Annotated in this window: 26 protein-coding genes and 1 riboswitch; of the genes, 12 read left to right on the plus strand and 14 right to left on the minus strand. The window is 72.1% G+C overall.

Annotated features, from left to right (window positions below; all coding sequences use genetic code 11):
• From N869_RS03905 to N869_RS03930, 6 genes are all read left to right on the plus strand, one after another.
• A partial coding sequence (locus tag N869_RS03905; RefSeq protein ID WP_035058176.1) for a CheB methylesterase domain-containing protein occupies positions 1–636 on the plus strand: 636 nt, incomplete at its 5' end.
• Positions 633–1,463 (plus strand): CheR family methyltransferase, encoded by an 831-nt coding sequence (locus tag N869_RS03910; RefSeq protein ID WP_035058129.1) that lies wholly within the window; start codon positions 633–635, stop codon positions 1,461–1,463. The genes N869_RS03905 and N869_RS03910, both read left to right, overlap by 4 nt.
• Entirely contained in the window at positions 1,460–1,843 is a 384-nt protein-coding gene (locus N869_RS03915) for a response regulator (RefSeq protein ID WP_035058132.1), read from the plus strand. The genes N869_RS03910 and N869_RS03915 overlap by 4 nt, the downstream gene beginning before the upstream one ends.
• The gene (locus tag N869_RS03920; RefSeq protein WP_052104942.1) at positions 1,840–2,307 is read left to right on the plus strand and encodes a chemotaxis protein CheX; all 468 of its coding nucleotides are present in this window, start codon (positions 1,840–1,842) and stop codon (positions 2,305–2,307) included. Before N869_RS03915 ends, N869_RS03920 begins: the two co-directional genes overlap by 4 nt.
• Before the next feature lie 43 nt (positions 2,308–2,350).
• Entirely contained in the window at positions 2,351–2,713 is a 363-nt protein-coding gene (locus N869_RS03925) for a response regulator (protein ID WP_035058183.1), read from the plus strand.
• Complete coding sequence (locus N869_RS03930) at positions 2,710–3,210, plus strand: hypothetical protein (protein ID WP_035058135.1); 501 nt, start codon at positions 2,710–2,712, stop codon at positions 3,208–3,210. Before N869_RS03925 ends, N869_RS03930 begins: the two co-directional genes overlap by 4 nt.
• A gap of 100 nt (positions 3,211–3,310) precedes the next feature.
• On the opposite strand, the gene N869_RS03935 is transcribed toward N869_RS03930, so the two are convergent.
• Positions 3,311–3,997 carry a M15 family metallopeptidase gene (locus N869_RS03935; RefSeq protein ID WP_035058137.1) on the minus strand — a complete coding sequence of 229 codons (687 nt, stop codon included), beginning with the start codon at positions 3,995–3,997 and terminating at the stop codon, positions 3,311–3,313.
• Between the two features lie 181 nt (positions 3,998–4,178).
• Positions 4,179–4,254, plus strand: a riboswitch (cyclic di-GMP riboswitch).
• Positions 4,255–4,268: 14 nt separating this feature from the next.
• Here N869_RS03935 and N869_RS17275 point away from each other — a divergent pair.
• Positions 4,269–4,439 (plus strand): hypothetical protein, encoded by a 171-nt coding sequence (locus N869_RS17275; RefSeq protein ID WP_156968330.1) that lies wholly within the window; start codon positions 4,269–4,271, stop codon positions 4,437–4,439.
• Between the two features lie 28 nt (positions 4,440–4,467).
• Here the strand turns inward: N869_RS17275 and N869_RS03940 are convergent, their stop codons facing one another.
• The gene (locus tag N869_RS03940) at positions 4,468–6,183 is read right to left on the minus strand and encodes a YdgH/BhsA/McbA family protein (protein ID WP_035058139.1); all 1,716 of its coding nucleotides are present in this window, start codon (positions 6,181–6,183) and stop codon (positions 4,468–4,470) included.
• Positions 6,184–6,300: 117 nt separating this feature from the next.
• Here N869_RS03940 and N869_RS03945 point away from each other — a divergent pair, with 117 nt between their 5' ends.
• Positions 6,301–6,693, plus strand: coding sequence for an SdpI family protein (locus tag N869_RS03945; protein WP_035058142.1), 393 nt, complete (start codon positions 6,301–6,303; stop codon positions 6,691–6,693).
• Between the two features lie 43 nt (positions 6,694–6,736).
• Positions 6,737–7,312 (plus strand): hypothetical protein, encoded by a 576-nt coding sequence (locus tag N869_RS03950; protein WP_035058144.1) that lies wholly within the window; start codon positions 6,737–6,739, stop codon positions 7,310–7,312.
• A 367-nt stretch (positions 7,313–7,679) separates the two neighbouring features.
• On the opposite strand, the gene N869_RS03955 is transcribed toward N869_RS03950, so the two are convergent.
• Entirely contained in the window at positions 7,680–8,126 is a 447-nt protein-coding gene (locus tag N869_RS03955) for a hypothetical protein (protein WP_035058147.1), read from the minus strand.
• A 49-nt stretch (positions 8,127–8,175) separates the two neighbouring features.
• Positions 8,176–9,150, minus strand: coding sequence for an aldo/keto reductase (locus tag N869_RS03960; protein WP_052104948.1), 975 nt, complete (start codon positions 9,148–9,150; stop codon positions 8,176–8,178).
• A gap of 304 nt (positions 9,151–9,454) precedes the next feature.
• Between N869_RS03960 and N869_RS03965 the strand changes: the two genes are divergently transcribed.
• Positions 9,455–11,143 (plus strand): ABC-F family ATP-binding cassette domain-containing protein, encoded by a 1,689-nt coding sequence (locus N869_RS03965; protein ID WP_332248747.1) that lies wholly within the window; start codon positions 9,455–9,457, stop codon positions 11,141–11,143.
• A gap of 78 nt (positions 11,144–11,221) precedes the next feature.
• Here the strand turns inward: N869_RS03965 and N869_RS03970 are convergent, their stop codons facing one another.
• Positions 11,222–12,655, minus strand: coding sequence for an ATP-binding protein (locus N869_RS03970; RefSeq protein WP_035058190.1), 1,434 nt, complete (start codon positions 12,653–12,655; stop codon positions 11,222–11,224).
• 189 nt (positions 12,656–12,844) lie between these two features.
• Complete coding sequence (locus tag N869_RS03975) at positions 12,845–13,129, minus strand: hypothetical protein (RefSeq protein ID WP_198025951.1); 285 nt, start codon at positions 13,127–13,129, stop codon at positions 12,845–12,847.
• A gap of 310 nt (positions 13,130–13,439) precedes the next feature.
• Here N869_RS03975 and N869_RS03980 point away from each other — a divergent pair, with 310 nt between their 5' ends.
• Positions 13,440–13,931, plus strand: coding sequence for a low molecular weight protein-tyrosine-phosphatase (locus N869_RS03980; RefSeq protein WP_035058193.1), 492 nt, complete (start codon positions 13,440–13,442; stop codon positions 13,929–13,931).
• A gap of 6 nt (positions 13,932–13,937) precedes the next feature.
• Here the strand turns inward: N869_RS03980 and thiC are convergent, their stop codons facing one another.
• From thiC to N869_RS04005, 5 genes are all read right to left on the minus strand, one after another.
• Positions 13,938–15,602, minus strand: coding sequence for a phosphomethylpyrimidine synthase ThiC (gene thiC / locus N869_RS03985; protein WP_035058156.1), 1,665 nt, complete (start codon positions 15,600–15,602; stop codon positions 13,938–13,940).
• Between the two features lie 141 nt (positions 15,603–15,743).
• Positions 15,744–16,994, minus strand: a complete 1,251-nt coding sequence (locus N869_RS03990) for an ATP-grasp domain-containing protein (protein WP_052104944.1) — start codon at positions 16,992–16,994, stop codon at positions 15,744–15,746.
• On the minus strand, positions 16,994–18,235 hold the full coding sequence (locus tag N869_RS03995) for an ATP-grasp domain-containing protein (protein WP_035058159.1): 1,242 nt from the start codon (positions 18,233–18,235) through the stop codon (positions 16,994–16,996). Before N869_RS03995 ends, N869_RS03990 begins: the two co-directional genes overlap by 1 nt.
• Positions 18,232–19,464 (minus strand): ATP-grasp domain-containing protein, encoded by a 1,233-nt coding sequence (locus N869_RS04000; protein WP_035058162.1) that lies wholly within the window; start codon positions 19,462–19,464, stop codon positions 18,232–18,234. Before N869_RS04000 ends, N869_RS03995 begins: the two co-directional genes overlap by 4 nt.
• Before the next feature lie 4 nt (positions 19,465–19,468).
• Entirely contained in the window at positions 19,469–20,683 is a 1,215-nt protein-coding gene (locus N869_RS04005) for an MFS transporter (protein WP_035058163.1), read from the minus strand.
• A 121-nt stretch (positions 20,684–20,804) separates the two neighbouring features.
• Between N869_RS04005 and N869_RS04010 the strand changes: the two genes are divergently transcribed.
• Complete coding sequence (locus tag N869_RS04010) at positions 20,805–21,128, plus strand: histone-like nucleoid-structuring protein Lsr2 (protein ID WP_035058165.1); 324 nt, start codon at positions 20,805–20,807, stop codon at positions 21,126–21,128.
• Positions 21,129–21,152: 24 nt separating this feature from the next.
• Here N869_RS04010 and uca read toward each other — a convergent pair whose 3' ends face one another.
• From uca to N869_RS04025, 3 genes are read right to left on the minus strand one after another with little or no spacing between them, the layout of a single operon-like run.
• Positions 21,153–24,764 (minus strand): urea carboxylase, encoded by a 3,612-nt coding sequence (gene uca / locus N869_RS04015; protein WP_035058168.1) that lies wholly within the window; start codon positions 24,762–24,764, stop codon positions 21,153–21,155.
• A gap of 1 nt (position 24,765) precedes the next feature.
• Positions 24,766–25,434, minus strand: a complete 669-nt coding sequence (locus tag N869_RS04020; protein WP_052104946.1) for an urea amidolyase associated protein UAAP2 — start codon at positions 25,432–25,434, stop codon at positions 24,766–24,768.
• Entirely contained in the window at positions 25,431–26,279 is an 849-nt protein-coding gene (locus N869_RS04025; protein WP_035058171.1) for an urea amidolyase associated protein UAAP1, read from the minus strand. The genes N869_RS04020 and N869_RS04025 overlap by 4 nt, the downstream gene beginning before the upstream one ends.
• Positions 26,280–26,476: the final 197 nt, after the last annotated feature.

Raw genomic sequence — 26,476 nt, forward strand, 5'->3', positions numbered from 1 at the left:
CCGCGACCGGCGGGACCGGTCGCGATTACACGCCCTCGTCCTGCACGACGCAACGTCCGGGCCGTGGTGCTGGGCTCCTCGACCGGTGGGCCCGAGGCCCTGTCGCGGGTGCTGCGCGGGCTGACCGAGCCGTTGCCGGTGCCCATGGTCGTGGTCCAGCACATGCCACCGGTGTTCACCAAGCAGCTCGCGGCCCGCCTGGACCGTCTGGGCCCCAGCACCGTCGTGGAGGCCACCGGTGAGGAGGTGCTGCGTCCTGGAACCGTGTACATCGCACCCGGCGACCTGCACCTGGAGCTCGCGAAGGGGCCGGCCGGCATCCGCACCCGCACCACCACCGACCCCCCGGTGAACTTCTGCCGCCCCTCGGTGGACGTGATGTTCCGTTCCGCGGTAGCCGTGTTCGGCGGTGACCTGCTGGCGGTCGTCCTGACCGGCATGGGGTCCGATGGTCGGACGGGGTGCGAGGGTCTGGTCCGGGCGGGCGGCAGCGTCATCGTGCAGGACGAGCAGTCCAGCGTCGTCTGGGGCATGCCCGGGTCGGTCGCGACCGCGGGCCTGGCCCACCAGATCCTTCCTCTTGACGAGATCGCGTCGGCCACCGCCCGCGCCGTAGCTGCCGGGAGAGCCGCATGACCCTCACCGCCGACACCTTCACCTACGTCGCCGACCTGGTCCGCACCCGTAGTGCCATCCAGCTGGACACCGGCAAGGAGTACCTGGTCGAGAGCCGCCTGCTGCCGATGGCACGGGCTGCGGGCGTGCCGGACGTCGACACGTTCGTGCGTGCGTTGCGCGCCACGGCCGCACCCAAGCAGATCGAGGCCGTGGTGGAGGCCCTCACCACGAACGAGACGTCGTGGTTCCGGGACGCCCAGCCGTTCCGGGCCCTGACCGAGCACATCGTGCCCGCCATCCTGGGGTCCTCGTCGGGGGCGTTCGCGCCGTCGTTGCGGATCTGGTCGGCGGCGTGCTCCAGCGGCCAGGAGCCGTACTCGATCGCGATGTCCCTGGAGGACCTGCTCCCACCGAACGGGTGGCGGATCACCGCGACCGACCTCAACGAGCAGATGCTCACCCGGGCCCGGGCCGGCCGCTACAACCAGCTCGAGATGAACCGTGGCCTGCCGGTCACGATGCTCGTCAAGCACTTCAGCCGGGCGGGTACGGACTGGGAGGTCAACCCCCAGCTGCGCCGGACGATCTCGTTCGTGCGTCACAACCTGCTCGACCCACCCCCCACCGGAGGTCCTTTCGACGTGGTGTTCCTGCGCAACGTCCTCATCTACTTCGACCTCGCGACCAAGAGGGACGTCCTGCAGCGTGTGCACGGCGTCCTCAAGCCCGGCGGCTACCTGATCCTGGGTGCTGCCGAGACCACCATCGGCATCGATGACGGCTGGGAACGCGTCCCTGTCGGTGCCGGATCTGCATATCGACGCACCGCTCGGAGGGCAGCATGAGAGCTCTGGTCATCGACGACTCGCGCACCATGCGCCGGATCGTCTCCCGACTCCTGGGAAGCCTGGGGTTCGAGACGGTCGAGGCCGCCGACGGGCGTGAGGCGCTCGACGTGCTCGAGGGCGGTACCCACATCGACCTGGCCTGCATCGACTGGAACATGCCGGTCATGAACGGGCTGGAGTTCGTCACCGCGGTGCGCAACAACCGCGACTGGCGCGACATGACGCTCATGATGGTCACCACCGAGAGCGAGCAGTCGCAGATCGTCCGTGCCCTGGCTGCCGGCGCTCACGAGTACCTCATCAAACCGTTCACCCCGGACGCGGTCCGGGAGAAGCTCCAGCTCCTCGGGCTGGTCGAGCTGGAGGAGTCAGCATGAGCATGGACATCGACATCCAGGCGTTCGCGGGGGCCGACCCGATCCTGGCGATCGCCGAGGAGGTCTTCACCGCGATGATCGACGGGGAGCCCGGTCACGTGCTCCCGGCGTTGTCGGCCCCGGAGCTGGGTGACCCGATGCACGCGTGGGTGGACGTCCAGGGCACCACCTCGGGCCGGGTGCTGCTCAGCACCGAGAGGGCCACCGCCGACGACCTGGCGCGGGCGCTGCTCGGCATGGAACCTGACGAGGAGGTCTCCACGGAGGACTTCGTCGATGCGCTCGGTGAGGTCGCGAACGTGGTTGGCGGTAACGTCAAGGCGCTGGTCCCCGACCCCGGGGTGCTCACGCTCCCGCAGGTCACCCAGGAACGTCCGCCGACGCAGGACGGCTCGCAGATCTACGAGCTGAACCTGGACTGGCGCGGGCGGGCGGTGGTGATCAGCCTGTGGAAGCTGCCGTGACCGGGGCACGGGAGCGGGATCGACGTCGAACGAGGTGGAGCTGATGAGAGTCCTGGTCGCCGATGACAGCCGCGTGATGCGCCAGATCGTCATCCGCACCTTGCGCCAGGCAGGCTACGACTGGTGGGAGATCAGCGAGGTGGCCGACGGTGCCGCGGCGCTGGAGCACGTGAAGACGGAGAAGCCGGACTTCGTGCTGTCGGACTGGAACATGCCTGAGATGACGGGCATCGACCTGCTGCGCACCATGCGCTCGCAGGGGATCGACATCCCGCTGGGGTTCGTGACCTCCGAGGGCTCTGCCGAGATGCGTGAGCAGGCGGAGGCGGCGGGTGCGCTGTTCCTGATCGCCAAGCCCTTCAACGCGGAGATCTTCCGCGAGACCATCGACCCGTTCCTCGCATGAGCGGGCAGGTGGTGCGGCCCACACCGCTGCCGGCCGCGTTGGAGGTCCGTGAGCTCCTCGAAGGGCTGCTGGGTCGGGACGTCGAGGCGGTGGTCGGTACCGGCACGGTCGATCCCCACCAGGACCCGGGCGCGGTCGTGGGTGTCTACGTGGACGACATGTTGAAGCTCAAGGCCATGATCGTGATGGAGATGCCGTTGGCGGCGTACGCGGGGGCCGCCATCGCGCTGATCCCGGCGCGCACCGCGCAGGACGCCGTCGACAACGGGTTGATCACGCCGATGCTGTTCGACAACATCGCCGAGATCCTCAACGTCGCCTCGTCGCTGTTCAACACCGATGGTGCACCTCACCTGCGGCTGTACGAGACGTACGCGCCGCGGGAGACCCTCCCTGCGGACGTCGACAAGTGGGTCCTGGCGTACGTGCAGCGCCTGGACATGGAGCTGGACGTCTCCGGGTACGGACCGGGCCGCGTGTCGGTCCTGGTGATCTGACCCGCGTGCGCCGACGGCGGGCACCCGCTGCGACGAGGCCCCCGCACCCTGATGACCAGGGTGCGGGGGCCTCGTCGTGCGGGGCGTGGCGTGTGCGGGCTCAGCCGTTCGGCCGGAACGTCCAGTGCCACGGCTCGCGGGGGACGTCCTCGATGAACCCGAAGTCCTTGGCGTTGGCGCGCATCCAGCTCTGGGCCTTGGCGTCCAGGCGCAGGTCCAGGGCCAGGCCCCACCCGTGGTTGCTGGTGCCGGGGGAGGCGGCGAGGCCGCCCTGGGAGTACAGGCCCTTGCGTCGCACCAGGTCCACCTGGGACTCGTAGGTGCGGTAGGAGTCGGTGATGCCGATGGTGACGCCGTCGCGCTTGGCGGCGTCACGCAGGGCCTCGAACGAGCGTGCGGCCGGTTCCCACAGCTTGTGGTTGGTGCCTTCGATCCCGGCCAGCGCGTGGGCGGGGATGCGCCCGTTTCCGTAGGCGATGAGTTCCTGGGGGACGCCTCTGGTGTTGACGGCGCCCGAGGCGGAGGCGATCGCGGCTGCTGCCCGGGCCAACGGGTCGTTGGAGGTGGGGGCGCCGGGCGCCCCGCCCAGGGTGGGGGTGAGCCCTTGGGCGCCGACGGCCTTGTCGAGCGCTGCGGAGAACACCGCTGACGTCGAGGCGTTGGCGCCGGTGGTGGTGAGGGCGGTGGCGCTCGCCGTCATGGGCGTGCCGGCCACGGGTGCGGTCAGCGAGGCGATGGTGCTCTGGATCTGGCTGATCCGGTTGTGGATGCTGCCGATGGCGTCCACGCAGGCTCCTGTCGTCGGGGGCTTGCCGTGGTTCCCATCGGCCGTCGGGACGGTGCTGTGAGGCACCGGAGGGTCCCAGACGGTGGCCTGGCCCGGTACATCGGGTGAAAAGCCTGGTCCGAACGGGTGGTATCGGACAAATTCGCGCGTGGCGGCGTGGACGCCACCTACTCTTGTCAGGTCAGCGAAAGGGCAAACCCACTGAGAGGTGGGGACGCAAAGCCACGGGACCCGCGAGGGCCAGCCGGGCCATCGAACGAAGGACGTCGAGATGCAGAACAACGCACTCCGCCAGACCCATCGGGCCGACGACGACCGCGCCCTGACCCTGCTGCCCGACCCGTTGCCGGTGCCGGCGACGGTGCTCGCCCGGTGGGCGGCCATGGCGAGCCAGCGCGCCTACCCCGGGTTCCTGCCGACGCAGGCCCCTCAGCAGGCCTGAGGCCTGCCGGGCTGCCGGTGACGGGCCGTCACTGGTAGCTGACGAAGTGGGGCACGGGCTCCACGTCCCGGAACGTCTGCTCGGGGGTGAGCATGGGCGTGTCCTCGTCGATGAAGTTCTTCCACCCCCACCAGATCCCCTCGGGTGCGCTGGCGCGCAGCGCGCGCCAGGTGTCCTGCTTGGCGGGTTGGCTGCCCTGCCCGTCGGCGTGGATCATGACGGCGATCTCCTCGCGTGAGGTGTCGACGTCGTCCCGGTCCTGGATCATCGACAACCTGAACTGGTGCAGGATCAGCAGCTTCTGCGGCAGGGCGTTCTCGCGGGTCAGGTCGGCCAGGTAGTCGACGACCTCGTTCACCTCGTCGGCCTCGACGCTGCCGATCTGGCGCAGGTGCACCTGGTCGGGCTCGAGCCGCCACTCGGGGTCCAGGGCCAGGCCGACGTTGGGGTAGAGGAGCAGCTCTTCGTAGAGCCGGGCCTGGGTGAGGAAGTCGGTGCGTCCGGGTTGCAGGTCGATGACCACGTAGACCCCTGCGTCCCGGGCGGCCTCGACCCAGGGCACGAACGTGTCGACCGGGAGCCGGTTGCTGTACTGCTCGTCGGCGCCGGCGTCCCGGGACGCGACGGTGACGATGATCTCGAAGGCGGGGACGACGACGTCGTCGGTGAGCGGCTCGTACTCGGCGGCCAGACGCCGGGCCCGGTCGATGGACTCCTCGACGTCCTGCTCGCCGAGCAGCCCCAGTGCGGGGTAGTGGGGGGTCCCGTACAGGGCGATCATGCGCTTGCCGGGGAAGAGGGTCTGCCCGCCGCCGGGCAGCTGCACACCGGTGCGGGCGGTGTCGATCTTCCACCCCAGGTCCTCCGGTGCGCCCCACCGGTGCCCGAGGGCGACGACGGGTCCGACCTCGGCGTCCGCCAGGGCCTCGACGGTGCGTGACGTGGCACGCGGGTCGGGCTGCGTGCTGCGGACCACCGGTACGCCTGCGGCGCGCGCGGTGGCGACGGCTGCCAGGTCAGCGGTGTCGCCCGTGGTCAGCAGCATGGCTTCGGTCAGTGGTGCGGCGGGCTCGGTGGCCGGCAGCTCGTGCGCGGTGGTCTGCTCGGCCTCCCCGGTGCCCTCGTCGTCCTCGTGCTGCAGCAGGCGGGGCTCGTCGCGGTCCAGCTCGGCGACGTGCCGCACCTCGCGCCCCGGCTCGACCTCGACGGTCTCCGCACCGTCGAGCAGGTCACCGACCTGCTCGTGCGGGACGGTGGTGACGTCGGTGCCGCCGGGCACGTCCACCTCGCCGACGGTCACCACGGTCACGGTCTCCAGCCGGGAGAGCTCCTCGGCCACCTCGGCGGGCCCGGTCGCGCCTTCGTCCGCGCCGGCTGCGCCCTCGTCCTCGGTGTCCTCCTCGGTCCCGTCCCGGGTCCCGGCCGAGCCGTCGGGCACCAGGAGCAGCGGCATCCCCAGCCGGACCGCGACCGACGCGCCGGCCAGCTGGGCGTCCACGTCCTCCTCGGCGGCGAGCACCACCACGGGCGCGGCGTCGTAGAACGTGCGGGTGGCCGCCAACGCACGCCCGACCGCGTCCGGCTGCTCCAGGACGGTCACGTCCTGCTCCGGGAGCGACGTCTGCGCCACCCGCACCGGGTCGGGTGCGGGTTCGGCGGTGGGGTCGGGTGCAGGCTCCGGTGCGGTGCATGCGGAGAGCGCCAGGAGTGCCGTGATGGTCAGTGCTGCTGCGCGGGTGGACATGGGGTCCTTCGTCCTCGGGTGCGGTCGCGACCACCGACACTACGCAGGTGCGCCCACCCGTGCTCGACGTCCACACGACCCAGGACGCCCCGCGGCGTGGCACCTAGGCTGACGGGTATGGACCAGCCCCTGCCCCTGGTGGTTCTGCTGCTGATCGCCCTCCCTCTGGCGGGCCTCGCCCTGTTCGTGTGGGTCGTGGCCGGCCGGACCGCCGACGGGCGCCTTGGGCGTGAGAGCGGGGTGGGCATCCGCGCCCGCGAGGTGCGGGCCAGCGACGAGGCGTGGTTGCTCGCCCACAAGGTCGCCCGGCCTGCGGTGGACGTCGGGTGCACCGGTCTGCTGATCGCTGCGGTCACGCTCGTCCTGGCCGGCAACACCGCCGGTGTGGTGTGGTTCGTCGTCGGTGGACTGGTGTGGATGCTGGTGCTGGGGCTGGTGGGCGTCAACCAGGGCATCGCCGCAGTACGCAGGCCCGTTGCGGGTGACGCGCACCCTGACAGGATGGTGTGAGCACCAGGCCCCTGGTGCACCGACTCGATCGAGGAGGAACACCATGACCTCACCGAACGTGGACACCCCGGCCGGTGGTGCGCCGGCGGCCGGGCCCGAGCCCCGCGCCGTCCTGTACCAGGAGCAGATCGTCACCCGGCCCGGGGCGCGCTACGCGCTCGCGGCAGGGCGGATCTTCATCGGGTGGATCTTCTTCTGGGCCTTCATCGACAGGGTGTTCGGCCTGGGTTACTCCACCCCGTCCGAGCGCGCCTGGATCAACGGCGGGTCACCCGCCCAGGGGTACATCGGCGGTATCGAGGGCCCGTTCGCGGACTTCCTCCAGGGGACGTTCCAGAACGCCTTCGGCGACTGGCTGTTCATGATCGGCCTGTTCGGCATCGGTATCGCGATGCTGCTGGGGGCCGGCCTGAAGATCGCTGCCGTCACCGGGACCCTGCTGATGTTCTTCATGTGGTTGTCGCAGGTGCCGTTCGTGCTCGGTGGCACCAACCCGGTGATGACGACCCACTGGCTCGAGGCGGCGCTCCTCATCATCGCCGCGACCACCCTGGCCGGTGACACGCTGGGCGTCGGCAAGATCTGGGCGCGCATCGTCGGCAACTCCTGGCTGCGGTGACCAGGCACCGGCGACGAGGCCGGTGTCGGGAGGTTCACCCGTGACGGGCCGTCCACCGAAGGTAAAAACCCCTTGGCAGGTGCCCGGGGCGGACGTACCGTCGTTGCATCACGGGAGAGGAGGTGGTCCAGATAATGAAGTCTTCTTGGACGCGTGAGGTGGCTGTCCGCTAGTCGCCCTGACCTCGGACGGATTGCACCGGACCGACGCCGCACGGCGGCAGCGAGTTCTGGCAGTCACCGCAGCCCGTGGGTGTCGTGCCCGTCCAGCACGACGCACCGGTCACGACCGGTAGCCCACGGGCTGTCCCATGCCCGCTGCGACGCTGCGGAGGTGGTCGCGTGCCCGGTGCCCGGTGGGGCTGACGTCAGACGCGCGCGAACGGGCTGATCGCGGCACGCCCCGCGGCCGACGACGCCCCGACGAGCCCCGCGGTCATGAACGCGATCTCAGGGACCCCCAGCACGAACGCGGTCACCACACCGAGGGCCGCGCCGGCCGCGGCGAAGACGAGGACGTGCACCGACTGGTTGCGCACCTCCCGCAGCAACCACGTGAGCACGAACCCGATCGCGGGCCCCAGCAGCAGGAACGCCGCGAACGCCGCACCCCCCACGGTGAACGCGACCCGCGCGCCCGGGACGGTGATGCCGGCCGCGAGCAGCTCCTCCTCGGGCACCCCCGCCAACGCCACGTAGACCAGCGCGGTCAGCACCGCTGCGGCGATCAGGCACCCGGCCATGATCGTGAGGGTGGAGAACGTGACCGCCCACTCGCGGCGTGGGGGTTTCGGCTCCGTCGTCGACTCGTCCACGCCGCCAGCCTAGGTCCCGTGGGAGCGTGTGCCGTCCGGTGGGCCGGGGTCAGTCGAATGGTGCGTCGAGCCACACGTGCTGGGGTGGCAGGTGGGACTCGAGCTCGTCCCACAGGGCCTCGGGCAGCTCCCGGGTGGCGGCGTCGAGGGTCTGGGTGACGCGCTCGGGGCGGCTCATCCCCACGATCGTGGTGGCGAAGCGGGGGTCCCGCAGGGAGTGCTGCAGGGCGGCGGTGGGTAGGTCGGTCCCGTGCTCGGCGCACACGCGCCGCATCGCGGCGACCGCGTCGAGGATTTCCGGTGGGGCTTCGCGGTACCCGTAGGTGGTGCGGTCGGCGCCGGCGAGGATCCCGCCCCCGTACACGGCGGCGTTCATCACGCCCATCCCGCGGTCCAGCGCATCGGCGACGAGGTCGCGGGCCGAGCGGTCCAGGAGCGTCCACCGGTTGTGGACGAGCAGCACGTCGAACACCCCGAGCGCCTGGTAGCGGGCGATCTCCTGGACCTGGCCACCGGCCAGTCCGATCGCCCCCACCTGACCTGACTCCTTGAGCGCTACCAGGGCGTCGACGGCACCACCGGGCGCGGTGATCTCGTCGTAGTCGAAGAACTCGGGGTCGTGCAGGTGCACCAGGGGCAGGTGGTCCAGGCCGAGTCGTTCCTTGCTCTCGGTGACCGACGCGCGCACCCGGTCACCTGAGTAGTCACGTCCACGAGGGTCGACCTTCGTGGCGACCCAGGTGCCCTGCGGTAACCCGCCCGCCTCGGTGAGGGCCTGCCCGATGCGTCTTTCGCTCTCACCGTCGGAGTACCCGTTGGACGTGTCGATCACCCCGATGGGGCTGTCCAGCACCGCCCGCACCGTCGCGACGCCCTCGTCGGTCGGCACGTCCCGCCCGTACAGACGAGGCATGCTGCCCAGCGGGCTGCCACCGGCACACACGGCCGTGACCTCCAGGCCGGTGGACCCCAGTGGCCTGCGCCAGCCGGGCGACCCGGGTGCCGGTGTGGGACCAGTGCTCACGTGGACCTCCTCGTCGTCACCGTCATCACACCACGGCTGCCACACTTGCGGCACCTGCCCAGTGCACCCCGCAGCTGGCGAGCCGAACCGCGGAGGAACGCGTGACACCTGCGGCCACCGACGTTAGTCGCGTGCCGTGAACGGTGGGCGGGGTTACCGTGGCGGTGTGAAGCGGTGATCCTCGTCCTCTCCTGCGGCCGTGGCGTGCAGCCCGGCAGGAGTCAGTCGACCGCTCCCGAGGATCCTCTTGCCGCACCATTCTTCGTCTCTCCCTGCCCAACCGTCCCAGCTGCGTGTGGAGGGCGTGAGCGTCTCGTTCGGGAACCGCCGCGTCCTGACGGACGTGTCGTTCACCGTCGGCCCGGGTCAACGGGCCGGCCTCATCGGTGAGAACGGGTCGGGCAAGACCACCGTGCTGCGGGTCGCCGCCGGCGTGCTCGTCCCCGACTCGGGGCAGGTGCACGTCACCGCGCCCGGGGGTCGGCCCCGGGTCGGGCTGCTGCACCAGGAACCGCCCTTCTCCCTGCACTCTTCCGTGGCCCAGGTGCTCGACGACGCGGTCGCGCCCGTCCGGGCGGCCGCCCGTGCCGTCGACGAGGCTGCCGCCCGCCTGGCGACTACCCCGGACGAGCCCTCGGCGACGGCGTACGCCCGCGCCCTGGAGTCCGCCGAGCGTCACGGTGCGTGGGACGTGGACGCGCGCATCGGTCAGATGCTCGACGGGCTCGGGTTGGCGGACGTGCCCCGCGACCTGCCCACCGGTCACCTGTCCGGGGGGCGCCGTGCACGCCTGTCGTTGGCGTGGGTGCTGCTCAACGACCCCGACGTGCTGCTGCTGGACGAGCCCACCAACCACCTGGACGACGCCGCTACCGCGCACCTGGGGTCCGTCCTGCGGTCGTGGGCGGGACCGGTGCTGATCGCCAGCCACGACCGGGCGTTCCTCGACGAGACCGTCACCACCTTGCTCGATCTGGACCCTGCCCCCACCTCGCACGTGCTGGCCGCACCGTTGGTCGGGGACGGGCCAGGCACAGGGATGGGTGTGGCCCGGTTCACCGGCACCTTCACCGACTACCTGCACGCCCGCCTCGACGCCCGCGAACGGTGGGAGATCCGGTACCGGGACGAGCAGGCTCGTCTCAAGCGTCTGCGCGCCGCGGTCCGTGACAGTCGCACCGTCGGCCACCGGGACTGGCAGCCCCGCACGGAGTCCCGCATCGCGGCGAAGTTCTACGCCGACCGCAACGCCACCGCCGTGTCCCGCCGCGTCAACGACGCCCGCTCCCGCCTGGAGGACCTGGAACGTGAGCAGGTCCGCCGACCACCGGCCGAGCTGTGGTTCCGCGGCCTGAGCGCAGCCTCGGCGTCCACCCGCACCCGCAGCGGCCCTGTGCTCCTCACGTCGGCCGCGACCGTCGCCGGCCGGCTCGCGGCGACGTCGTTGCAGATCAGCGCCGGAGAGAAGCTCCTGGTCACCGGGCCCAACGGGTCGGGCAAGTCCACGTTGCTGCACCTGCTCGCCGGCCACCTGGTGCCCACGTCGGGCACCCTCACCGTGCCCGGTGGGGTCAGGGTGGGGCTGCTCACCCAGGACGTCAACCTCCCCGACCCGCACGGCCGCGGTGAGAGCCGCACCGCCCGCCAGGTGTACGACGACGCCGTGGGGGCCCAGCGGTCCGCGGACGTCCCGTTGGCGACGTTCGGGCTGGTTGCCGGCCGGGACGAGAACCGACCCGTCGGTGTCCTCAGCTCAGGGCAGAGACGACGCCTGGCCCTCGCGATCCTCCTCGCCGACCCACCGGACGTCCTCCTCCTGGACGAACCCACCAACCACCTGTCCCTGATGCTCGCCACCCAGCTCGAAGCGGCCATCGGCAGCCACCCGGGCACCGTCGTCGTCGCCTCCCACGACCGTTGGCTCCGCCGCACCTGGACCGGACGACACCTCCACCTCGAAGGGTGGCCGATGGGGTGCCGCGGTGAGGGGTAGGCGCAAGCCAGGGCGTAGGTGGTGGCCCCGGTGGCGGTGACCGGCGCGCTGGTAGGGCGCGTGGCGGCCGACCCCTCGTCATGCCCACGCTGCCAGCAGGTCGCTTGCCGTCCAGGACGCAGCGACCCTCGCGTCAGTGGTCACACCGCCAGGGCAGACGGCAGCAACCGGCGTCGTCGGGGTGACGCCGGGTACGTGCGCAGCGTCGCGGACGAGCGTGTTGACGTCCGCGGCGTTCACCGGTGAGCGGCGCCACTTGACCGTGCCGATGAGGTGGACGACGTTGGCCGGTCGACGGTCGGTGACGACCAGGTCGATCTCGGGGGTGTTCGTTCGGGGCCACCAACCTCCGACCTCACCTGCACTCGTCCAGGGTGTCTCCGGCAGGAGGCGGGCGACGCCCTCCCGGACGACGGATTCGATCGCGCGACCACGCCACGAGGCGAAGCCTCTCTCGATCCGGGCGATGGACAGGTCCGGTCGCCCCCGATCGACCTCGGGGAGCGCTGGCTCGACGAACGCCAACCAGAAGCGGAGGGCGGGGTCCGATATCCGGTAGCGGGTGTGCCGGGAGGGGCGTGTCGACAACGGCAGGTCGACACCGACCACCCGCTTGATGGTGAGGGTGTCGAGAACTCTGGACAAGGAGGTGGGGTGCAGACCGCCGGAGCTTTCGGCTGCCTGCTGGATGCCGGAGAAGGTCCGCTCGCCGTGCCCTCCGATCGCCGTGGCGACCTGTCGAGCCAGCTCTCCTTCGTGGAACTCCGAGTCCAGGACCCGTTGTCCGGACGCGACCAGGGCACTGAGCGGGGACTCGAATGAGCGAGCCAGGAAGGCAGCGGGTGGCTCCGCGTGGTCCCACTCCTGCGTGACGAGAGGCTGACCCCCGGTGATCAGGTAGGAGTCGAAGACGTCCATCGGGTCCTCGAGGCCCGTCATCCGTGCGACGTCGTGGGGTGTCAGGTTGCTGAGGGTCATCTCGACGCCGCGGCCGAAGAACGGCTGGTCCGCCCGGGTGAGGTGCTCCATCATCGCGAGGTCCGAGCCGAGGAGCAGCAGCAGCACCGGCTTGCGGGACAACGTCCGGTCCCAGACGCGCTGCAGCTCACCTGCACCGCCCTCGATCGACTCCAGCAGCCACGGGATCTCGTCGAGGACGACGATCGATGGTGTGTCGTTCGGAAGGGCTGCGGCGAGGAGCATGAGTGCGCCGGTCAGGGTCGTGGGTCGGTTCCCCTCCGCGGTCGCCGCGTCCGGCAGGTCCGACGAGGCGACCGCCAGGGCGAGCTCCCCCAGCTGACGTGACGGCGGGGCGCCCTTGGCAGCTTGGAACACCACCGCGGGTGCGCCGGTCCGGGTGATGAGTTCCTCGGCGAGTCGGCTCTTGCCGATCCGACGGCGGCCGCGCATCAGGACAGCAGCGCCGGGTGCGTCCCGACGGCCGTTCCCGACCGTGGCCATGACGGTGACCAGGTCATGAAGCTCGCGGGTCCGTCCGATGAAGCGTGCCATCACTACCGTCCCAACGACTATCGCTGATGTGACTATCATTGACGATAGTCGGTTCGTCGGAGAAGCGCCGGGCCAGAGCCTTCGGCGAGATGCGTACCGCCCTGGAGGTGTACACCGAGGTGCGGTCGTGGTCGCGTCCCACGACCGATGGTCGCGCCGAACCTGGCGGGGACGGCACCTGCAGCTCGGTCAGGGCTGCACCCCCGCGATGGGGGGAGGCGGCATGGGCTCGTCCGACGCGCGGTGGGCCAGGACCGCCAACCAGGACGCGAGCGACTCCGTCGGCTGACCCTCGACGGTGAACGCCCCGTTGGTGACCTCGCTGTGGACGGCGACGATCTGCTCGTCCGCATCGGCGCGGCCCACCAGCTCGGCCAGTGGCTCGCAGTCGTCCATGAGCGTGGTGATCGCGTGGCGGGGGGTGTTGAAGGCGACGACCTCCGGCATCCGGGGGCAGCGGAGGGTCTCCTTCACCACGTCACCCGTTCCTGCGGTCGCCCACCCGTCGACCGGTGATGGTTCCGGCGTCGCGGTGTCTGGACCGGGGTCGGTACCGGTGCAGCCCGCTGTGAGGAGGAGCCCGGTCGTCAGCACCGCGCCGACCAACGGCGGAACACGTCGCACCATGTCACCCGCTCTCGTCGGGACGTCGTGCCGCGACCGTACACCCGGCCCGACGGGTCGCGTGGGCGAGCCGTCGGGCCTGCCCGGGAGGGGGCTTGCTGAGAGACTGGCCCTCGATGATCGGTTGTCGACGCCGTGGAGGGCTGACGTGTACAGGGTCATGACTGTCTGCACCGGGAACATCTGCCGGTCGCCGATGGCGGAGGTCGTGCTGCGGGATCGGTTCGAGGCCGCTGGTCTGAGCGACCAGGTGGTGGTGGACTCCACCGGCATCAGTGACGAGGAGTCCGGCAACCCGATCGACCCCCGTGCCCTGCGTGTGCTGCAGGCGCGCGGCTACGAGGTGAGCGAGCACTGCGCCCGGCAGGTGCGCGCGGAGGACATCGGGGCCCGTGACCTGGTGCTCGCGATGACGTCGGCCCACGCACGTGCTCTGCGTCGCCTCGCGGACGGCGGCGACGCAGAGCACGTGCGGATGTTCCGCAGCTTCGACCCGGCGGCCCCCACCGACGGCCCTGAGCACCGGCTCGACGTCGACGACCCCTGGTACGGGGACGCCGCCGGGTTCGAGGTCACGATGGCTGAGGTCGAGGCCGCGGCGGACGCGATCGTGGACCACGTCCGCCGGGCCCTGGGAGTGCGGCAGGCCTGAGGGCCCTCACACGGGGGTGACCGGCAGGTACACCTTCCCGCCCTGCTGCTGGAACTCCTCGGACTTCTCGGCCATGCCGGCCTCGATGGCTTCCACGCTGGTGAGGCCGTTCTCCTCGGCGTAGGCCCGGACGTCCGCCGAGATCCGCATGGAGCAGAACTTCGGCCCGCACATGGAGCAGAAGTGCGCGGTCTTCGCCGCGTCGGCGGGCAGGGTCTCGTCGTGGTATTCCCGCGCCGTGTCCGGGTCCAGGGACAGGGCGAACTGGTCGTTCCACCGGAACTCGAACCGGGCGCGGCTCAGGGCGTCGTCCCGCTCCTGGGCGCGGGGGTGGCCCTTGGCCAGGTCCGCGGAGTGCGCGGCGATCTTGTAGGTGATGACACCGGTCTTCACGTCGTCCCGGTTCGGCAGCCCCAGGTGCTCCTTGGGGGTGACGTAGCAGAGCATCGCGGTGCCGGCCTGGGCGATCATCGCCGCACCGATCGCGGACGTGATGTGGTCGTAGGCGGGGGCGATGTCGGTGGCGAGCGGCCCCAACGTGTAGAACGGCGCCTCCTCGCAGAGCTCCTCCTCGAGGCGCACGTTCTCGGCGATCTTGTGCATGGGGACGTGCCCCGGGCCCTCGATCATGACCTGCACGCCCCGCGACTTCGCGATCTTCGTGAGCTCGCCCAGGGTGCGCAGCTCGGCGAACTGCGCCTCGTCGTTGGCGTCCGCGATCGACCCGGGGCGCAACCCGTCACCCAGCGAGAACGTCACGTCGTAGCGACGCAGGATGTCGCACAGCTCCTCGAAGTGCGTGTACAGGAAGTTCTCGCGGTGGTGGGCCAGGCACCACGCCGCCATGATCGACCCGCCGCGGGACACGATGCCGGTGACGCGCTTGGCGGTCAGGGGCACGTACCGCAGCAGCACCCCGGCGTGCACGGTCATGTAGTCCACGCCCTGCTCGCACTGCTCGATGATCGTGTCCCGGTAGATCTCCCACGTGAGCTCCGCGGGGTCGCCCTTGACCTTCTCCAGCGCCTGGTAGATCGGCACGGTGCCCACCGGGATCGGCGAGTTGCGCATGATCCACTCGCGGGTCAGGTGGATGTTCTTGCCGGTGGACAGGTCCATGAGCGTGTCGGCGCCCCAACGGGCGGCCCACACCATCTTCTCGACCTCCTCGGCGACCGACGACGTCACCGCGGAGTTCCCGATGTTCGCGTTGATCTTCACCGCGAACGCCTTGCCGATGATCATCGGTTCGCTCTCGGGGTGCAGGTGGTTGGCGGGGATGACGGCCCGCCCGGCCGCGACCTCCGCACGCACCACCTCAGGGTCGAAGCCCTCGCGGGCGGCGACGTAGGCCATCTCCGGGGTGATGATCCCCGCGCGGGCCCACGCCAGCTGGGTGGAGGCACCGTCGACGGGCTCGGGCCGCTGCCAGGAGTCGCGGGTGCGCGGCAGGCCGGCCTCCACGTCGATCGTGGCCGAGGCGTCGGTGTACGGGCCGGACGTGTCGTAGAGGTCGAGGTGCTCGCCGTTGCTGAGGTGGACGCGGCGCACCGGTACGCGCATCCCCTCGTGGCCGGGCACCGGCAGGTACTGCTTGCTGCTGGAGTCGATCGGACCCGTGGTCACCGTGGAGGTGGTGGGTGTGGTCGTGGGCGTGATGGTGCTGCTCATGGAGGTCCCCTAGCTCCCTACGCCGGCATTACCCGGACAGGTTCAGCGGTCGACGGCCCCAGCCGCCCTCTCAGCCCGCTAGGTGCGAGCTCCCGTGTTGACGCCTCGATGCTAGCGGTCCGCGGCCACGCCCCCGCAAGGTCATCCGCGGCCGGCCGGCCCCACGTCCACGTGGACGGCCCCGACCAGGCGGGTCAGGTGGGCGTCCACGTCGGCCGGCGTTGCGCCCCCCACGACCACGACGCCGGGTCGGTCCGCGGAGCCGTCGACGGCCCCGACCAGGTCACCGGGCCCGACGGCGAGGTCGGCGGCGAGGACCGCGTCGTCGCCGGTGACGCCGTCCCACCCGGTGACGGCCCGGACCACGCCGGGCGGGACGGTCAGGTACTGGGCTCCCGCTGCCCGCACCGCACCTGACACCGTCGGGACGGGACCCTGCTGGGTGCCGAGCAGGTCGTCGAGCACCACCCCGTACAGCTCCAGGCCCGGGTGGAGGTGCTCGACCATCGCGTGCAGGAAGTCCCCGCCGGGGCGCGCGTGCACCTCACCCATCACGGGGCCTTGGCCGGTGAGCCACAGCTCGGCGTGGAACACGCCCCGGGTCAGGCCGACGGCCCGCACCGCCCCCACCACGTGGGCGGACGCCACGTCGGCCTGCGTGGGGTCGACCTGGGCGGGCATGCGGTGACCCACCTCGACGAACCCGGCCGTGGTGCGCTTCTCCGTCAGGGCGAGCACCACCGGCTCCCCGCCCACGACCACCCCCTCGGCCGACAGCTCGCGGCCGCTCACGAACTCCTCCACCAGGAACGCCCCACCACCCGGCAGGCGGTCCAGGGCCCCGGGCAGCTCGTCGGCCGCGCTGACCAGGGTCACCCCGACGCTGCCCATCCCGTCACGCGGTTTGACCACCCACGGGCCCGGGCCGTGGGCGGTGACGAACCGTTCGGCCCCGGCCAGGTCCGTGACCACCGCGAGCGCCGGTTGCCGGAACCCGGCGGCGCGCAGGTGCTCCCGGCACAGGTCCTTGCTGCGGATGGTGCGCGTCGCGTCGGGGGTGTTGCCGGGCAGGTCGAGCTGGTGGGCGACGGCGGCAGTGGGTTCGACGCACATCTCCCGGAACGTGGTCACCGCGTCCAGGTCGGCGCGTCCCTGGGCCCAGCTGCGGCACGCGTGGGGGTCGTGGACGTCCAGTGCGACGACGTGGTCGACCACCGCCCCCACGGCCGGTCCGGGTCGCAGGCCCGCCCTGTCGAGGTTGGTGGGGGTGTCGGCGCCGACGACCCGAAGCCCCCGCCGGCGTGCCTGCGCGGACAGGCGCCTCATCTGGTCGCGCCCGTGCGCCGTCCCTGACGCGCAGCCGAGCACCAGCACCGACGGGGGTTCGCCCATCAGTCGAGGCCCGGTCGCAGGAGGCCCGCAGCGGTGTCGAGCGTCCCGCGGACCTCCTCGGCGGTGTCCCCGACGGCCAGGACGGCCCCCAACGTGCAGGACATGTAGTCCGCCGGGGGCATCCGCACCGTCGCCCCGGGCGCCCGTTCGGCGACGACGTGCCGCACCCCGGGCACGGCCAGCGCCTCCCACAGCCCGTCCATCCCGCGGAAGGTGCCGTCCTGGGTGGCCATGATCTTGCGCAGCCCGGCGACCCGTGGCTGGGCCTGGGGCAGCACCGGGGCGTGCCCGACGGCGACCCGCAGCACGTTCTCGTAGAAGGGGGTGCCGGTCGCCAGGCCCACCAGGTGGGAGGTGATGAGGTCTCCGCCGATGCGTGCGGCGACCTCCACCAGCCGGGCGCGGCCCTGGTCGTCGACCTTGCACTCCAGGTGGAACGTGCACCGGTCCAGGCCGACGGCTGCCACGACGGTGCGGGTGAGGTCGTGCACGGCCGTCAACCGGTCCGGGGGCAGGGAGCTGGGGAAGACGTGGCCCAGCTCGAGCTTGAACGGTTCGGTGGTGTCCTTGTCGGTGACGCCGACGATCACGGGTTCACCGTCGATGACGAACCCCTCGACGCTGTGCTCGGTGCCGGTCAGGTACTCCTCGAGGACGAGCTCGTTCGGGTTGTCCTCGAAGACCCGGTCACCGCCGGCCGCGGTGAGGCGCATCAGGTCCTCGAACGCGGGGCGCAGGTCCTGCGGGCCCCTGAGCACGAAGATTCCCTTGCTGCCGGACGCGGACGTGGGCTTGAGGACGGCCGAATAGCCGACGGCCTCGGCCGCGGTGACCGCCTCGTCCCAGGTGCGCACCAGTGCGTACCGGGGGATGGTGTGCGGTGCGTCGGCCAGGGCCTGCCGCATCAGGTACTTGTTCCGGGCGACCCGGGCTGCCTCGACGGGTGCTGCGGGCAGCCCGAGCCGTGCGGCGATGCGGCTGACGGTCACCACGTCCCGGTCCGACCAGGTCACCACCCCGGCGACGTCGTGCTCGGCGGCGATCGCGTCGACGGCGGCGTCGACCGCGGCCAGGTCGAACGTGTCGACCTGGTGCACGGTGCGGACGATCCCGGGTGGCAGGCCCGCGGGGACGGCGTCGGCGACCAGCGCCACCCCGAACCCGAGCCGGTGCGCCGCCTCGAGGGCGGCACCGTGCTCCAGGTGGGTGCGCCGCAGGTTGAGGTACAGGATCACGCTCATGTGGGCACCGCGGCGGGTGTGACCTGCACCTCGAGGAGGGCGGCGGCCTGCTCCGCCCTGGCGGTGGCAGTGGCGGGGTCGTCGCCGACGGCGATGACGGAACCGCACCGGTCCCAGGAGGACGTGAGCTCACCGACCCGGTCGCCGACGGTGCACGTGACCTCGACGGTCTGCACCCCGGGGGCCGCGCCGGCCTCGTCCGCGCCGGTGACGGAGCTGATGACCCCTGGGCGGGCGGTGAGGAACCGGATGGCGGCCGCGCGACGGGCGGGCGGTGGCGGACCTTGTGGTGCGCCGGCCAGCGTCGTGACCCACGTCTGGGTCAGGCGCGTGCCGTAGGCGAGGTCCACCAGGTCCAGGATGTGGTCGCCGGGGGGCCGGCCGGCGCACTCGATGAGGTGCGGCACCCCGTCGACCAGCACCCACTCGGCGTGCAGCATCCCGTACCCGAACCCGGTGGCGGCGACGAGCTGCTCCACGGCGTCCCGCCAGAGGGGGTCCTCGCCGTCGGGGCTGGGGACCACGTGGCCGAGCTCGACGGGTCGTCGGCCGGGGACGGTGGCCTTGGCGGTGACGTTGAGGAACCCGACGGTCCCGTCGGTCACCAGGCACTCGGTGCTGTGCTCGGGGCCGCGCAGGCGCTCCTCGACCATGTACCGCCAGCGCATGGCGCGCTTGGCGACCTGGCGGCCCTCGTCGGTCCGGGTGCACGCCTCCCACGCCTGGGTCGGGTCGTCCCCTGCGTCCAGGAGCACCACCCCGAGGCTGGCCTGGCGGTTGGCGGGCTTGACGACGCAGGGGCCACCACCGGCGAACGCCTCGATGTCCTGCGGGCTGGTGATCTCGGCGAACCGCGGCGACGGCATCCCGGCGGCTGAGGTCACGCGTCGCAGCTCGAGCTTGTCGCGCAGCAGGTCGGCCGCGGCGGGGCCGGCGCCCGGGAGGCCCAACCGGTGGGCGACACGGGCGGCGGCGGGCACGGCGTACTCCAGCCCGGGGGCGACGGCGTCCACGGTCGGGGCGAGGTCGGCGACGACGTCCAGCACGTGGTCGTCCTGCTGGTAGCGGGCGAACCGCACGTCGTCGACGACGGGGTGACGGGTGACCTTCGCGGCCAGGCCCTTGACCTCCCACAGGTCGGGTTCCTCCACGACGGTGATGCGCAGGTCGTCCATGTGCGCCAGGGCGGTGAGGACCCCGCTGTTGAACCCGATGAGCAGCAGTCGCACGGTGTCAGCCCTTCTTGCCGGTGCGGATCAGGTAGGGCAGGCACGCCACCACGCCCAGGACGGCGAGCGCACCCCAGTACACGCCGACGGCGCCCTGCGCGGCGGCTGTGACGAACAGGGCGCCCCCGACGAACGAGCCGGTCGACTCCCCGAGGGTCGCGGCGACCTGCCTGAGGTTGTTGACCTCGACCAGGGACCGCCCTTCGCGCAGGGACGCGAACGCGGTGTGCACCATGGGGGTGAAGACGGTCTCGGCGAACGAGAAGATCGCGATCGCGACCAGGGTGCCCACGAGGGTGTGCCCGGCGCCGCTGAGGGCCGCGAACGACGCGGCGAACACCGCGACCCCCACCGCCATGAGACGCACCGGGGACACGCCCCGGCTCAGGGCCCGCTTGGCCCAGATCGCGACCGGGATCTGCACGACGACCACGAGGACCGCGTTCATGGTGAACACCGACGCCCGCAGCAGGGGTTCGTCGGTGACCGACGCGACGTGCAGCACCACTGCGGAGAAGAACTGGGCGTACAGGAACCCGCCCGCGGCGGTGACCAGGGAGGCCCGGCGCACGTCCCGGTCCTGCCAGATCACGGCGAAGATCCCCCACCTGACCGGGGGGCGGACGTCCCCGTCCCGGGGCGCCAACCCGCGGGGGACGGTGAGCGCGACCACACCGGAGGTCAGCACGTAGGTGGCGGCGACCCCGAGCAGCAGCGGTGTCTCGCCCTCGTGGTCCAGGACGAGGTTCGCCACGACGGGCCCGATCGCCGCCGACACGTTGACGGCGACCTGCACCGCGGAGAACACGGTGTTGCGGGCACCGGGGTCGCTGATGCACTTGGCGACGAACACCCGCGCCATCAACCCGTTGACGTTGATGCCGGTCCCGGCCACGGCCAGCAGCGCCACGACCACCGCGGGGTGGGGGGCGGCAGGCAGCAGCGCGAACGCGGCGGCCGCGACCAGCAGCCCTCCGGACATCGCCCGTCGCACCGGCATGCCGTGCAGCACGGTCGCGAACAGCAGTGACGCGCCCCGCATCGCGAACGTGAACACGAACAGCGCCGCACCGATGAACACACCGGACGCGTCGGGCGCGAGCCGGCCCACCACCAGGGGCAGCACCGGCATCAGGGCGAAGAACCCCAGGTGGGACAGCAGGTAGTCCACGACCACGGGCACCGTCACGGCGCGGTTGGACACGACCTGCTGCTGCACCGCCCGCCCCGTTCCCCCTCAGCGGCGCCTCGCCGCGAACTGGCCGTCAAGGTACCAGCCGCGCCTTGACGGCCAGTTCACCCTTCCTGTGACTCCGTGTGGTGGATGAGAGGATCAGGAGATGGCGCAGACGACACGAGTGATCATCACCGACGACCTGGACGGCACCGAGGGCGCGCGCACGTACGCGTTCTCCTGGCAGGGAACCGGGTACGAGGTCGACCTGACCGACGAGAACCGTGACGAGTTCCTGCGGGTCCTGCAGCCGTACATCAGCGCCGGCCGCAAGACCGGTAGCACGCGGCGCCGGGCGACCACCTCCGGTGCGGGTGGCTCGAGCGACTCGGCCAAGGTGCGGGCCTGGGCCAAGGCCAACGGGCACAAGATCACCGACCGGGGGCGCATCCCCGAGCACATCCAGCAGGCCTACGACGCCGCGCACTGACCCGGGCCGCCGGCTGCCGGTCGGCTACGCGGCGGCGCCCTCGGTGCCGGTGCCGTCGTCGACGACCACCAGCGCCTGTCCGGGCGCGACCTGCTCCCCGGGGGTGACCGTGACCTCGACGACGGTGCCCGTGGTCGTGGCCACCACCGGCGCCTCCATCTTCATGGCCTCCAGGGCGAGGAGGGTCTGACCCTCGGTGACGACGTCCCCGGGTGCGACGTCCACGCGGAACACCGTGGCGACGAACGGTGCCTCGACGGCCGTGCACCCCTCGGGGACGTCCACACCGGATCCGAGAGGTGCGGTGAGCTCGGGCTCGGGGCGGGGCTCGAACTCGCCGGCCTCCTCCCAGGCCTGGCGTTCGGCGCCGAACGCGACCGCCTGCCGGTCCCGGAACGCGGCGATGGACTCGGCGTTGTCGGTCAGGAACCTCTGGTGGTCGGCCAGGGCGAAGGTGCCGTCCTCGACCTGCACGTCCAACCGGCCGGCGGCCATGTCGGCGCGCATGTCGGTCAGCTCGTCGGCGCTGACGGGGAACCACTTGATCACGTCGAAGAACCGCAGCAGCCATGGTGTCCCGGGCTCGAACGGGCCGCGCTGGGCGTGGGTGGACCACACCTGCACCGTCCGCCCCACGAACTGGTACCCGCCGGGCCCTTCCATCCCGTACACGCACAGGTAGGCGCCGCCGATGCCGACGGCGTTCTGCGGGGTCCAGGTGCGGGCCGGGTTGTACTTGGTGGTGACCAGCCGGTGCCGGGGGTCCAGCGGGGTGGCGACCGGTGCCCCCAGGTACACGTCGCCCAGGCCCAGGACGAGGTAGTCGGCGTCGAACACCGTCCGGTGCACGTCCTCGACGCTGTCCAGGCCGTTGATGCGGCGGATGAACTCGATGTTCCACGGGCACCAGGGGGCGTCGTCGCGCACGCCGGCCATGTACCGCTCGATCGCTTCCCGGGTCGAGGGGTCGTCCCACGAGAGCGGCAGGTGCACGGTGCGGCTGGGGACCACCAGGTCGTTCGTGGCCGGCAGGTCCTCCTCGGCCTCCTGCACCAGGTCCAGGACCCGGCGCAGGGGCAGGACGTCAGGGTCGACGTGCAGCTGCAGGGACCGGATCCCGGGGGTGAGGTCGACCAGCCCGGTGCGGGAGGTGACGCCGTCGGTCGCCAGACGCTCCCGCACCTGCTCGGCGAGGGCGTGCACCCGCATGCGGGAGGCGAGGTCCAGCTGCATGGGCCCGTACTCGACGAGCAGGTTGTCGTCACCGCTGCGCCGGTAGGTCACCTCCGGTCGGTGGTCGGTCCGATCCAGGCGCCCCAGCACGCCCCCGTCGGTGTGTGCGCGGCGTGAGGGGGCGGGGCGGCGTCGGGGCTGGGCGCGCAGGGCGTCGGCCTCGGCCTCGTCCACGGGGACGAACCGCACCGCGTCACCGGGGCGCAGCTGCCCGAGCTTCCAGATCTGCCCCACGGCGACGGTCGCCGGGCAGGTGAAACCGCCCAGGCTGGGGCCGTCAGGTCCCAGGAGGATCGGCAGGTCGCCCGTGTAGTCCACGGCGCCGACCGCGTACGGGGTGTCATGGATGTTCGACGGGTGCAGCCCGGCCTCCCCACCGTCGGGGCGCGCCCACCCGGGTCGGGGTCCCACGAGCCGCACACCGGTGCGGGCGGAGTTGAAGTGCACCGTCCAGGTCGCGTCGTAGAACGTCTCCACGTCGTCCTGGGTGAAGAACTCCGGTGCGGCGTGTGGGCCCTCCAGGGCACCGATCTCCCACGCGTCGGTCATCCGGGGCCGGTCGGCCACGGGGACCGGTCGGGGGGCGGCGTCGGTGGCCCCGACCCCCAGGGGCAGCAGGTCACCGGGTCGCAACGGAGCGCCGGTGGTGCCACCGATCTCACCCAGGTCGAACGTCGCGGCCGACCCCAGGACGGTGGGGACGTCCAGCCCCCCACGGACCAGGACGTAGGTGCGCATCCCCGCCGTGGGGGTCCCCACCTCGAGCAGCCCGCCGGCGGGCACGTCCACCGGCTCCCACAGGGGCGCGGGTGCGCCGTCCACGGTCACCGGGGCCGGCGCGCCGGTGACCATGACCGTCGCCGGGGTGCGGAACCGCAGGGTGGGGCCGGCGAGGGTGCACTCCAGGCCCGCCGCGCCCTCGGGGTTGCCCAACGCCAGGTTCCCGGCCCGGAACGACACGTCGTCCATGGGGCCCGACGGGGGGATGCCCACGTCCCAGTACCCGGTACGGCCCGGCCAGTCCTGCACCGTGGTGAGCATCCCGGGTCGCACCACCTCGCACCGGGGGTCCTCGTCGGTGACGTCGGCGAGGGTGCCGGTGTGGTGGCGGGCGTCCAGGACGGCCGGGGTGCGCGCGATGGACCGCAGCAGCCCCAGGTTGGTCGCCACCCCGCCGACCCGGGTGCCCGCAAGGGCCCCCGCCAGGGACGTCCACGCGGCTGCACGGTCCTCGTCGTGGGTGATGACCTTGGCGAGCAGCGGGTCGTAGTGGGTGCTCACCTGGGCGCCGGGCTCGACCCACGTGTCCACCCGGACGCCCTCGGGGGCGACGAACGCGGTCACGGTCCCCGCGCTGGGCAGGTGGTCGCGGTCGGGGTTCTCGGCGTAGACCCGGGCCTCGACCGCGTGCCCACGGGCCACCAGGGGAGTGTCGAGCACCGTCACGTCGCCCTGGGCCAGGCGGATCATCCACTCCACCAGGTCCACCCCGTACACGGCCTCGGTGACCGGGTGCTCGACCTGCAGGCGGGTGTTGACCTCGAGGAACGCCGCCTCCTCCCGGTCGGCGTCGTACACGTACTCCACCGTCCCCGCCGAGCGGTACCCCACCGAGGCGCACAGGTCCCGGGCGGCGTCGGCGATCTGCGCGCGCACGTGGTCGGGCAGGTCGGGGGCGGGCGCCTCCTCGCAGACCTTCTGGTTGCGCCGCTGCAACGAGCAGTCCCGGTCCCCGAGGGTCACCACCCGCCCGGCGCCGTCCCCGAACACCTGCACCTCCACGTGCCTGGCCGCGGTGATGAGGCGCTCCAGGAACACCCCGGCGCTGCCGAAGCTGGCCCCGGCGGTGCGCCGGACGTTCTCCCACGCACCGACCAGCTCGTCGGCGGTGCGGCACGCGCGCATCCCGATGCCCCCACCCCCGGCGGTCGCCTTCAGCATCACCGGGTACCCGACCTGCTCGGCGGCGGCCAGCGCCTCTTCCACCGACCCCAGCAGCCCCGTCCCGGCGAGCATCGGCACCCCGACCGCCGACGCCGCGTCCCGGGCGGTGTGCTTGGTGCCGAACAGCTCCAGGTGGTGGGGCTCGGGGCCCACGAACCCGATGCCGGCGTCCTGCACCGCCCGCGCGAACGCCGCGTTCTCGGAGAGGAACCCGTACCCGGGGTGGACCAGCGTCGTGCCGGTGGCCTGCGCGACCTCCAGGATCCGGTCCGCCAGCAGGTAGCTCTGCGCGGCCGGCGCAGGCCCCAGGAGCACGGCCTCGTCGGCCAGGTGCACGTGCGCGGCACCGGCGTCGGCCTCGGAGTGGACCGCGACGGTCCGCAGGCCCATCGCACGGGCGGTCCGCAGGATGCGGACGGCGATCTCGCCACGGTTGGCGACCAGCAGGGTGTCGGTCATCTCAGGCTCCCGGGGTCGGGTCGGGGCGGTCGACGCCCGGGTCGGTCACGACCATGCGCACAGGGGTGGGGTCGAACCCGTTGCAGGGGTTGTTGACCTGCGGGCAGTTCGACACCACCACCAGCACGTCACGCTCGGCGCGCAACGTGACCGACAGGCCCGGTGAGCTGATCCCGTCCACGATCCCCAGCGCCCCGTCGGGGTCCACCGGCACGTTCATGTACCAGTTCACGTTCGAGACCAGGTCCCGCTTGGTCAGCCCCCACCGGCTGCCCTCGGCCAGGAAGTTCTCCGCGCAGGCGTGCTGGCCTGCGGTGTGGTGCCCGTACCGCAGGGTGTTCGACTCCTTGGAGCACGCACCCCCCAGGGTGTCGTGGCGGCCGCAGTCGTCGGCCACGACCGTCAGCAGCGGCTGGTGCTCGCAGTCCCGCAGGACGCTGCCGGTGGTGAGGAACACCGAACCCTGGGCCTGGATCGTGTCCGGGGCGCTGTACCGCAAGGACGTGTCGTGGGCGTCGAACGCCAGGAAGTCCACCGCCTGGTTGCCCTCCAGGTCCACGATCGTCAGCTCCTGGCCCGCCCGCACCACCGCCGACCAGGGCGCCCGGGCAGGGACGGTCACGTCGAGCACCACGGCACCCGGGCGTCCGGTTCCGGTCACGTCGGTCATCGGGTTCCTCCGTCGCTCAGGCCTGCCACCAGGTCCGCGGTGTTCGTGTACGCCCGACGCCCCTCCGGGGTCGCCGCCCAACGCTCGTCCTGCGGCCCGGTGGGCGAACCCCGCCACGCGAGGACCTCCAGGTCCCCGCACGTGAACTCCGGGCGCGGGTCCAACGGGTGGGCGGTGTTGGCGACCAGCAGCAGCAACGGCATCTCGGCCACCACCGTCACCGCAGCACCCGCCCCCGCCGCACCTGTGCTGCGCGGGCACCCGTCCTCCCCGACGACCACACCCCTGAAGAACGACACGCTCGGCGGCAGGTCACGCCGCGTCAGCCCGTGCTTGGCGGCCGCCACGGTGAACAGCTCACGGCCCGCCGGCGCGGGCCCGTGGAGAGAACCGTCCCCGTAGCGGGCGTCGTTGCGGGCCCGCGTCGTGGTGCCGAACAGGGTGTCGTGGTGGCCCGAGGTGTCGTCCACGACGGTGGCCAGCGCCCGCCCCTGGTCCGAGAGCAGCAGGTACCCCGGCCGCGGGTACACCTGCCACTGCACCTTGACCGTGTCCGCCACGTTCAGCCGCTCCCACGGCGCGTCCCCGCGGAACACCAGCAGGTGCGCGCACGCCTCCCCGTCCAGGTCCCGGAACCGCACGTGCGCCCCGCGCGGCACCCGCAGGTGGGTGTAGCCCCCGCCGGCGACGACCTCGGCGCGCAGCATCGCCTGCGGGTCGACGCCGTCGGGCGGCGTGGGCCACGCGCTCGCGGGCAGGGTCGGCATGGCGCGGACGGTTCCTGCGGCGGTGGCCTCCTGGGCGCGTGCGTGCTCGCGGGCCCCGGCGGTGGTGGCGGTGGTCATGTGGGCTCCCGTCGAATTTCTGTCGAGCGACCAGAAGAGTCTGCGACCGGGCTGTTCCGGTGCGGTCACCCGCGGGTGAACCGGGTGTTACGGCTCGCGGGGCCGGCCCTGCGGTAACGTCGGCGGACGATGACAGGCAAAGCCCCGGCGCCGGGGACCGCGCCGCGACGCCGGGGTCGGCCGCGCGCCACCGGTGC

This window comes from Cellulomonas bogoriensis 69B4 = DSM 16987, from assembly GCF_000767165.1.
Taxonomy (GTDB): Bacteria; Actinomycetota; Actinomycetes; order Actinomycetales; family Cellulomonadaceae; genus Actinotalea; species Actinotalea bogoriensis.

Bases quoted from the DNA above. Each gene is read 5' to 3' on its own strand.
- N869_RS03910 (WP_035058129.1), top strand. From the start codon at position 633: ATGACCCTCACCGCCGACACCTTCACCTACGTCGCCGACCTGGTCCGC.
- N869_RS03915 (WP_035058132.1), top strand. From the start codon at position 1,460: ATGAGAGCTCTGGTCATCGACGACTCGCGCACCATGCGCCGGATCGTC.
- N869_RS03920 (WP_052104942.1), top strand. From the start codon at position 1,840: ATGAGCATGGACATCGACATCCAGGCGTTCGCGGGGGCCGACCCGATC.
- N869_RS03925 (WP_035058183.1), top strand. From the start codon at position 2,351: ATGAGAGTCCTGGTCGCCGATGACAGCCGCGTGATGCGCCAGATCGTC.
- N869_RS03930 (WP_035058135.1), top strand. From the start codon at position 2,710: ATGAGCGGGCAGGTGGTGCGGCCCACACCGCTGCCGGCCGCGTTGGAG.
- N869_RS17275 (WP_156968330.1), top strand. From the start codon at position 4,269: ATGCAGAACAACGCACTCCGCCAGACCCATCGGGCCGACGACGACCGC.
- N869_RS03940 (WP_035058139.1), bottom strand. From the start codon at position 6,183: ATGTCCACCCGCGCAGCAGCACTGACCATCACGGCACTCCTGGCGCTC.
- N869_RS03945 (WP_035058142.1), top strand. From the start codon at position 6,301: ATGGACCAGCCCCTGCCCCTGGTGGTTCTGCTGCTGATCGCCCTCCCT.
- N869_RS03950 (WP_035058144.1), top strand. From the start codon at position 6,737: ATGACCTCACCGAACGTGGACACCCCGGCCGGTGGTGCGCCGGCGGCC.
- N869_RS03970 (WP_035058190.1), bottom strand. From the start codon at position 12,655: ATGGCACGCTTCATCGGACGGACCCGCGAGCTTCATGACCTGGTCACC.
- N869_RS03980 (WP_035058193.1), top strand. From the start codon at position 13,440: ATGACTGTCTGCACCGGGAACATCTGCCGGTCGCCGATGGCGGAGGTC.
- thiC (WP_035058156.1), bottom strand. From the start codon at position 15,602: ATGAGCAGCACCATCACGCCCACGACCACACCCACCACCTCCACGGTG.
- N869_RS03990 (WP_052104944.1), bottom strand. From the start codon at position 16,994: ATGGGCGAACCCCCGTCGGTGCTGGTGCTCGGCTGCGCGTCAGGGACG.
- N869_RS03995 (WP_035058159.1), bottom strand. From the start codon at position 18,235: ATGAGCGTGATCCTGTACCTCAACCTGCGGCGCACCCACCTGGAGCAC.
- N869_RS04010 (WP_035058165.1), top strand. From the start codon at position 20,805: ATGGCGCAGACGACACGAGTGATCATCACCGACGACCTGGACGGCACC.
- uca (WP_035058168.1), bottom strand. From the start codon at position 24,764: ATGACCGACACCCTGCTGGTCGCCAACCGTGGCGAGATCGCCGTCCGC.
- N869_RS04020 (WP_052104946.1), bottom strand. From the start codon at position 25,434: ATGACCGACGTGACCGGAACCGGACGCCCGGGTGCCGTGGTGCTCGAC.
- N869_RS04025 (WP_035058171.1), bottom strand. From the start codon at position 26,279: ATGACCACCGCCACCACCGCCGGGGCCCGCGAGCACGCACGCGCCCAG.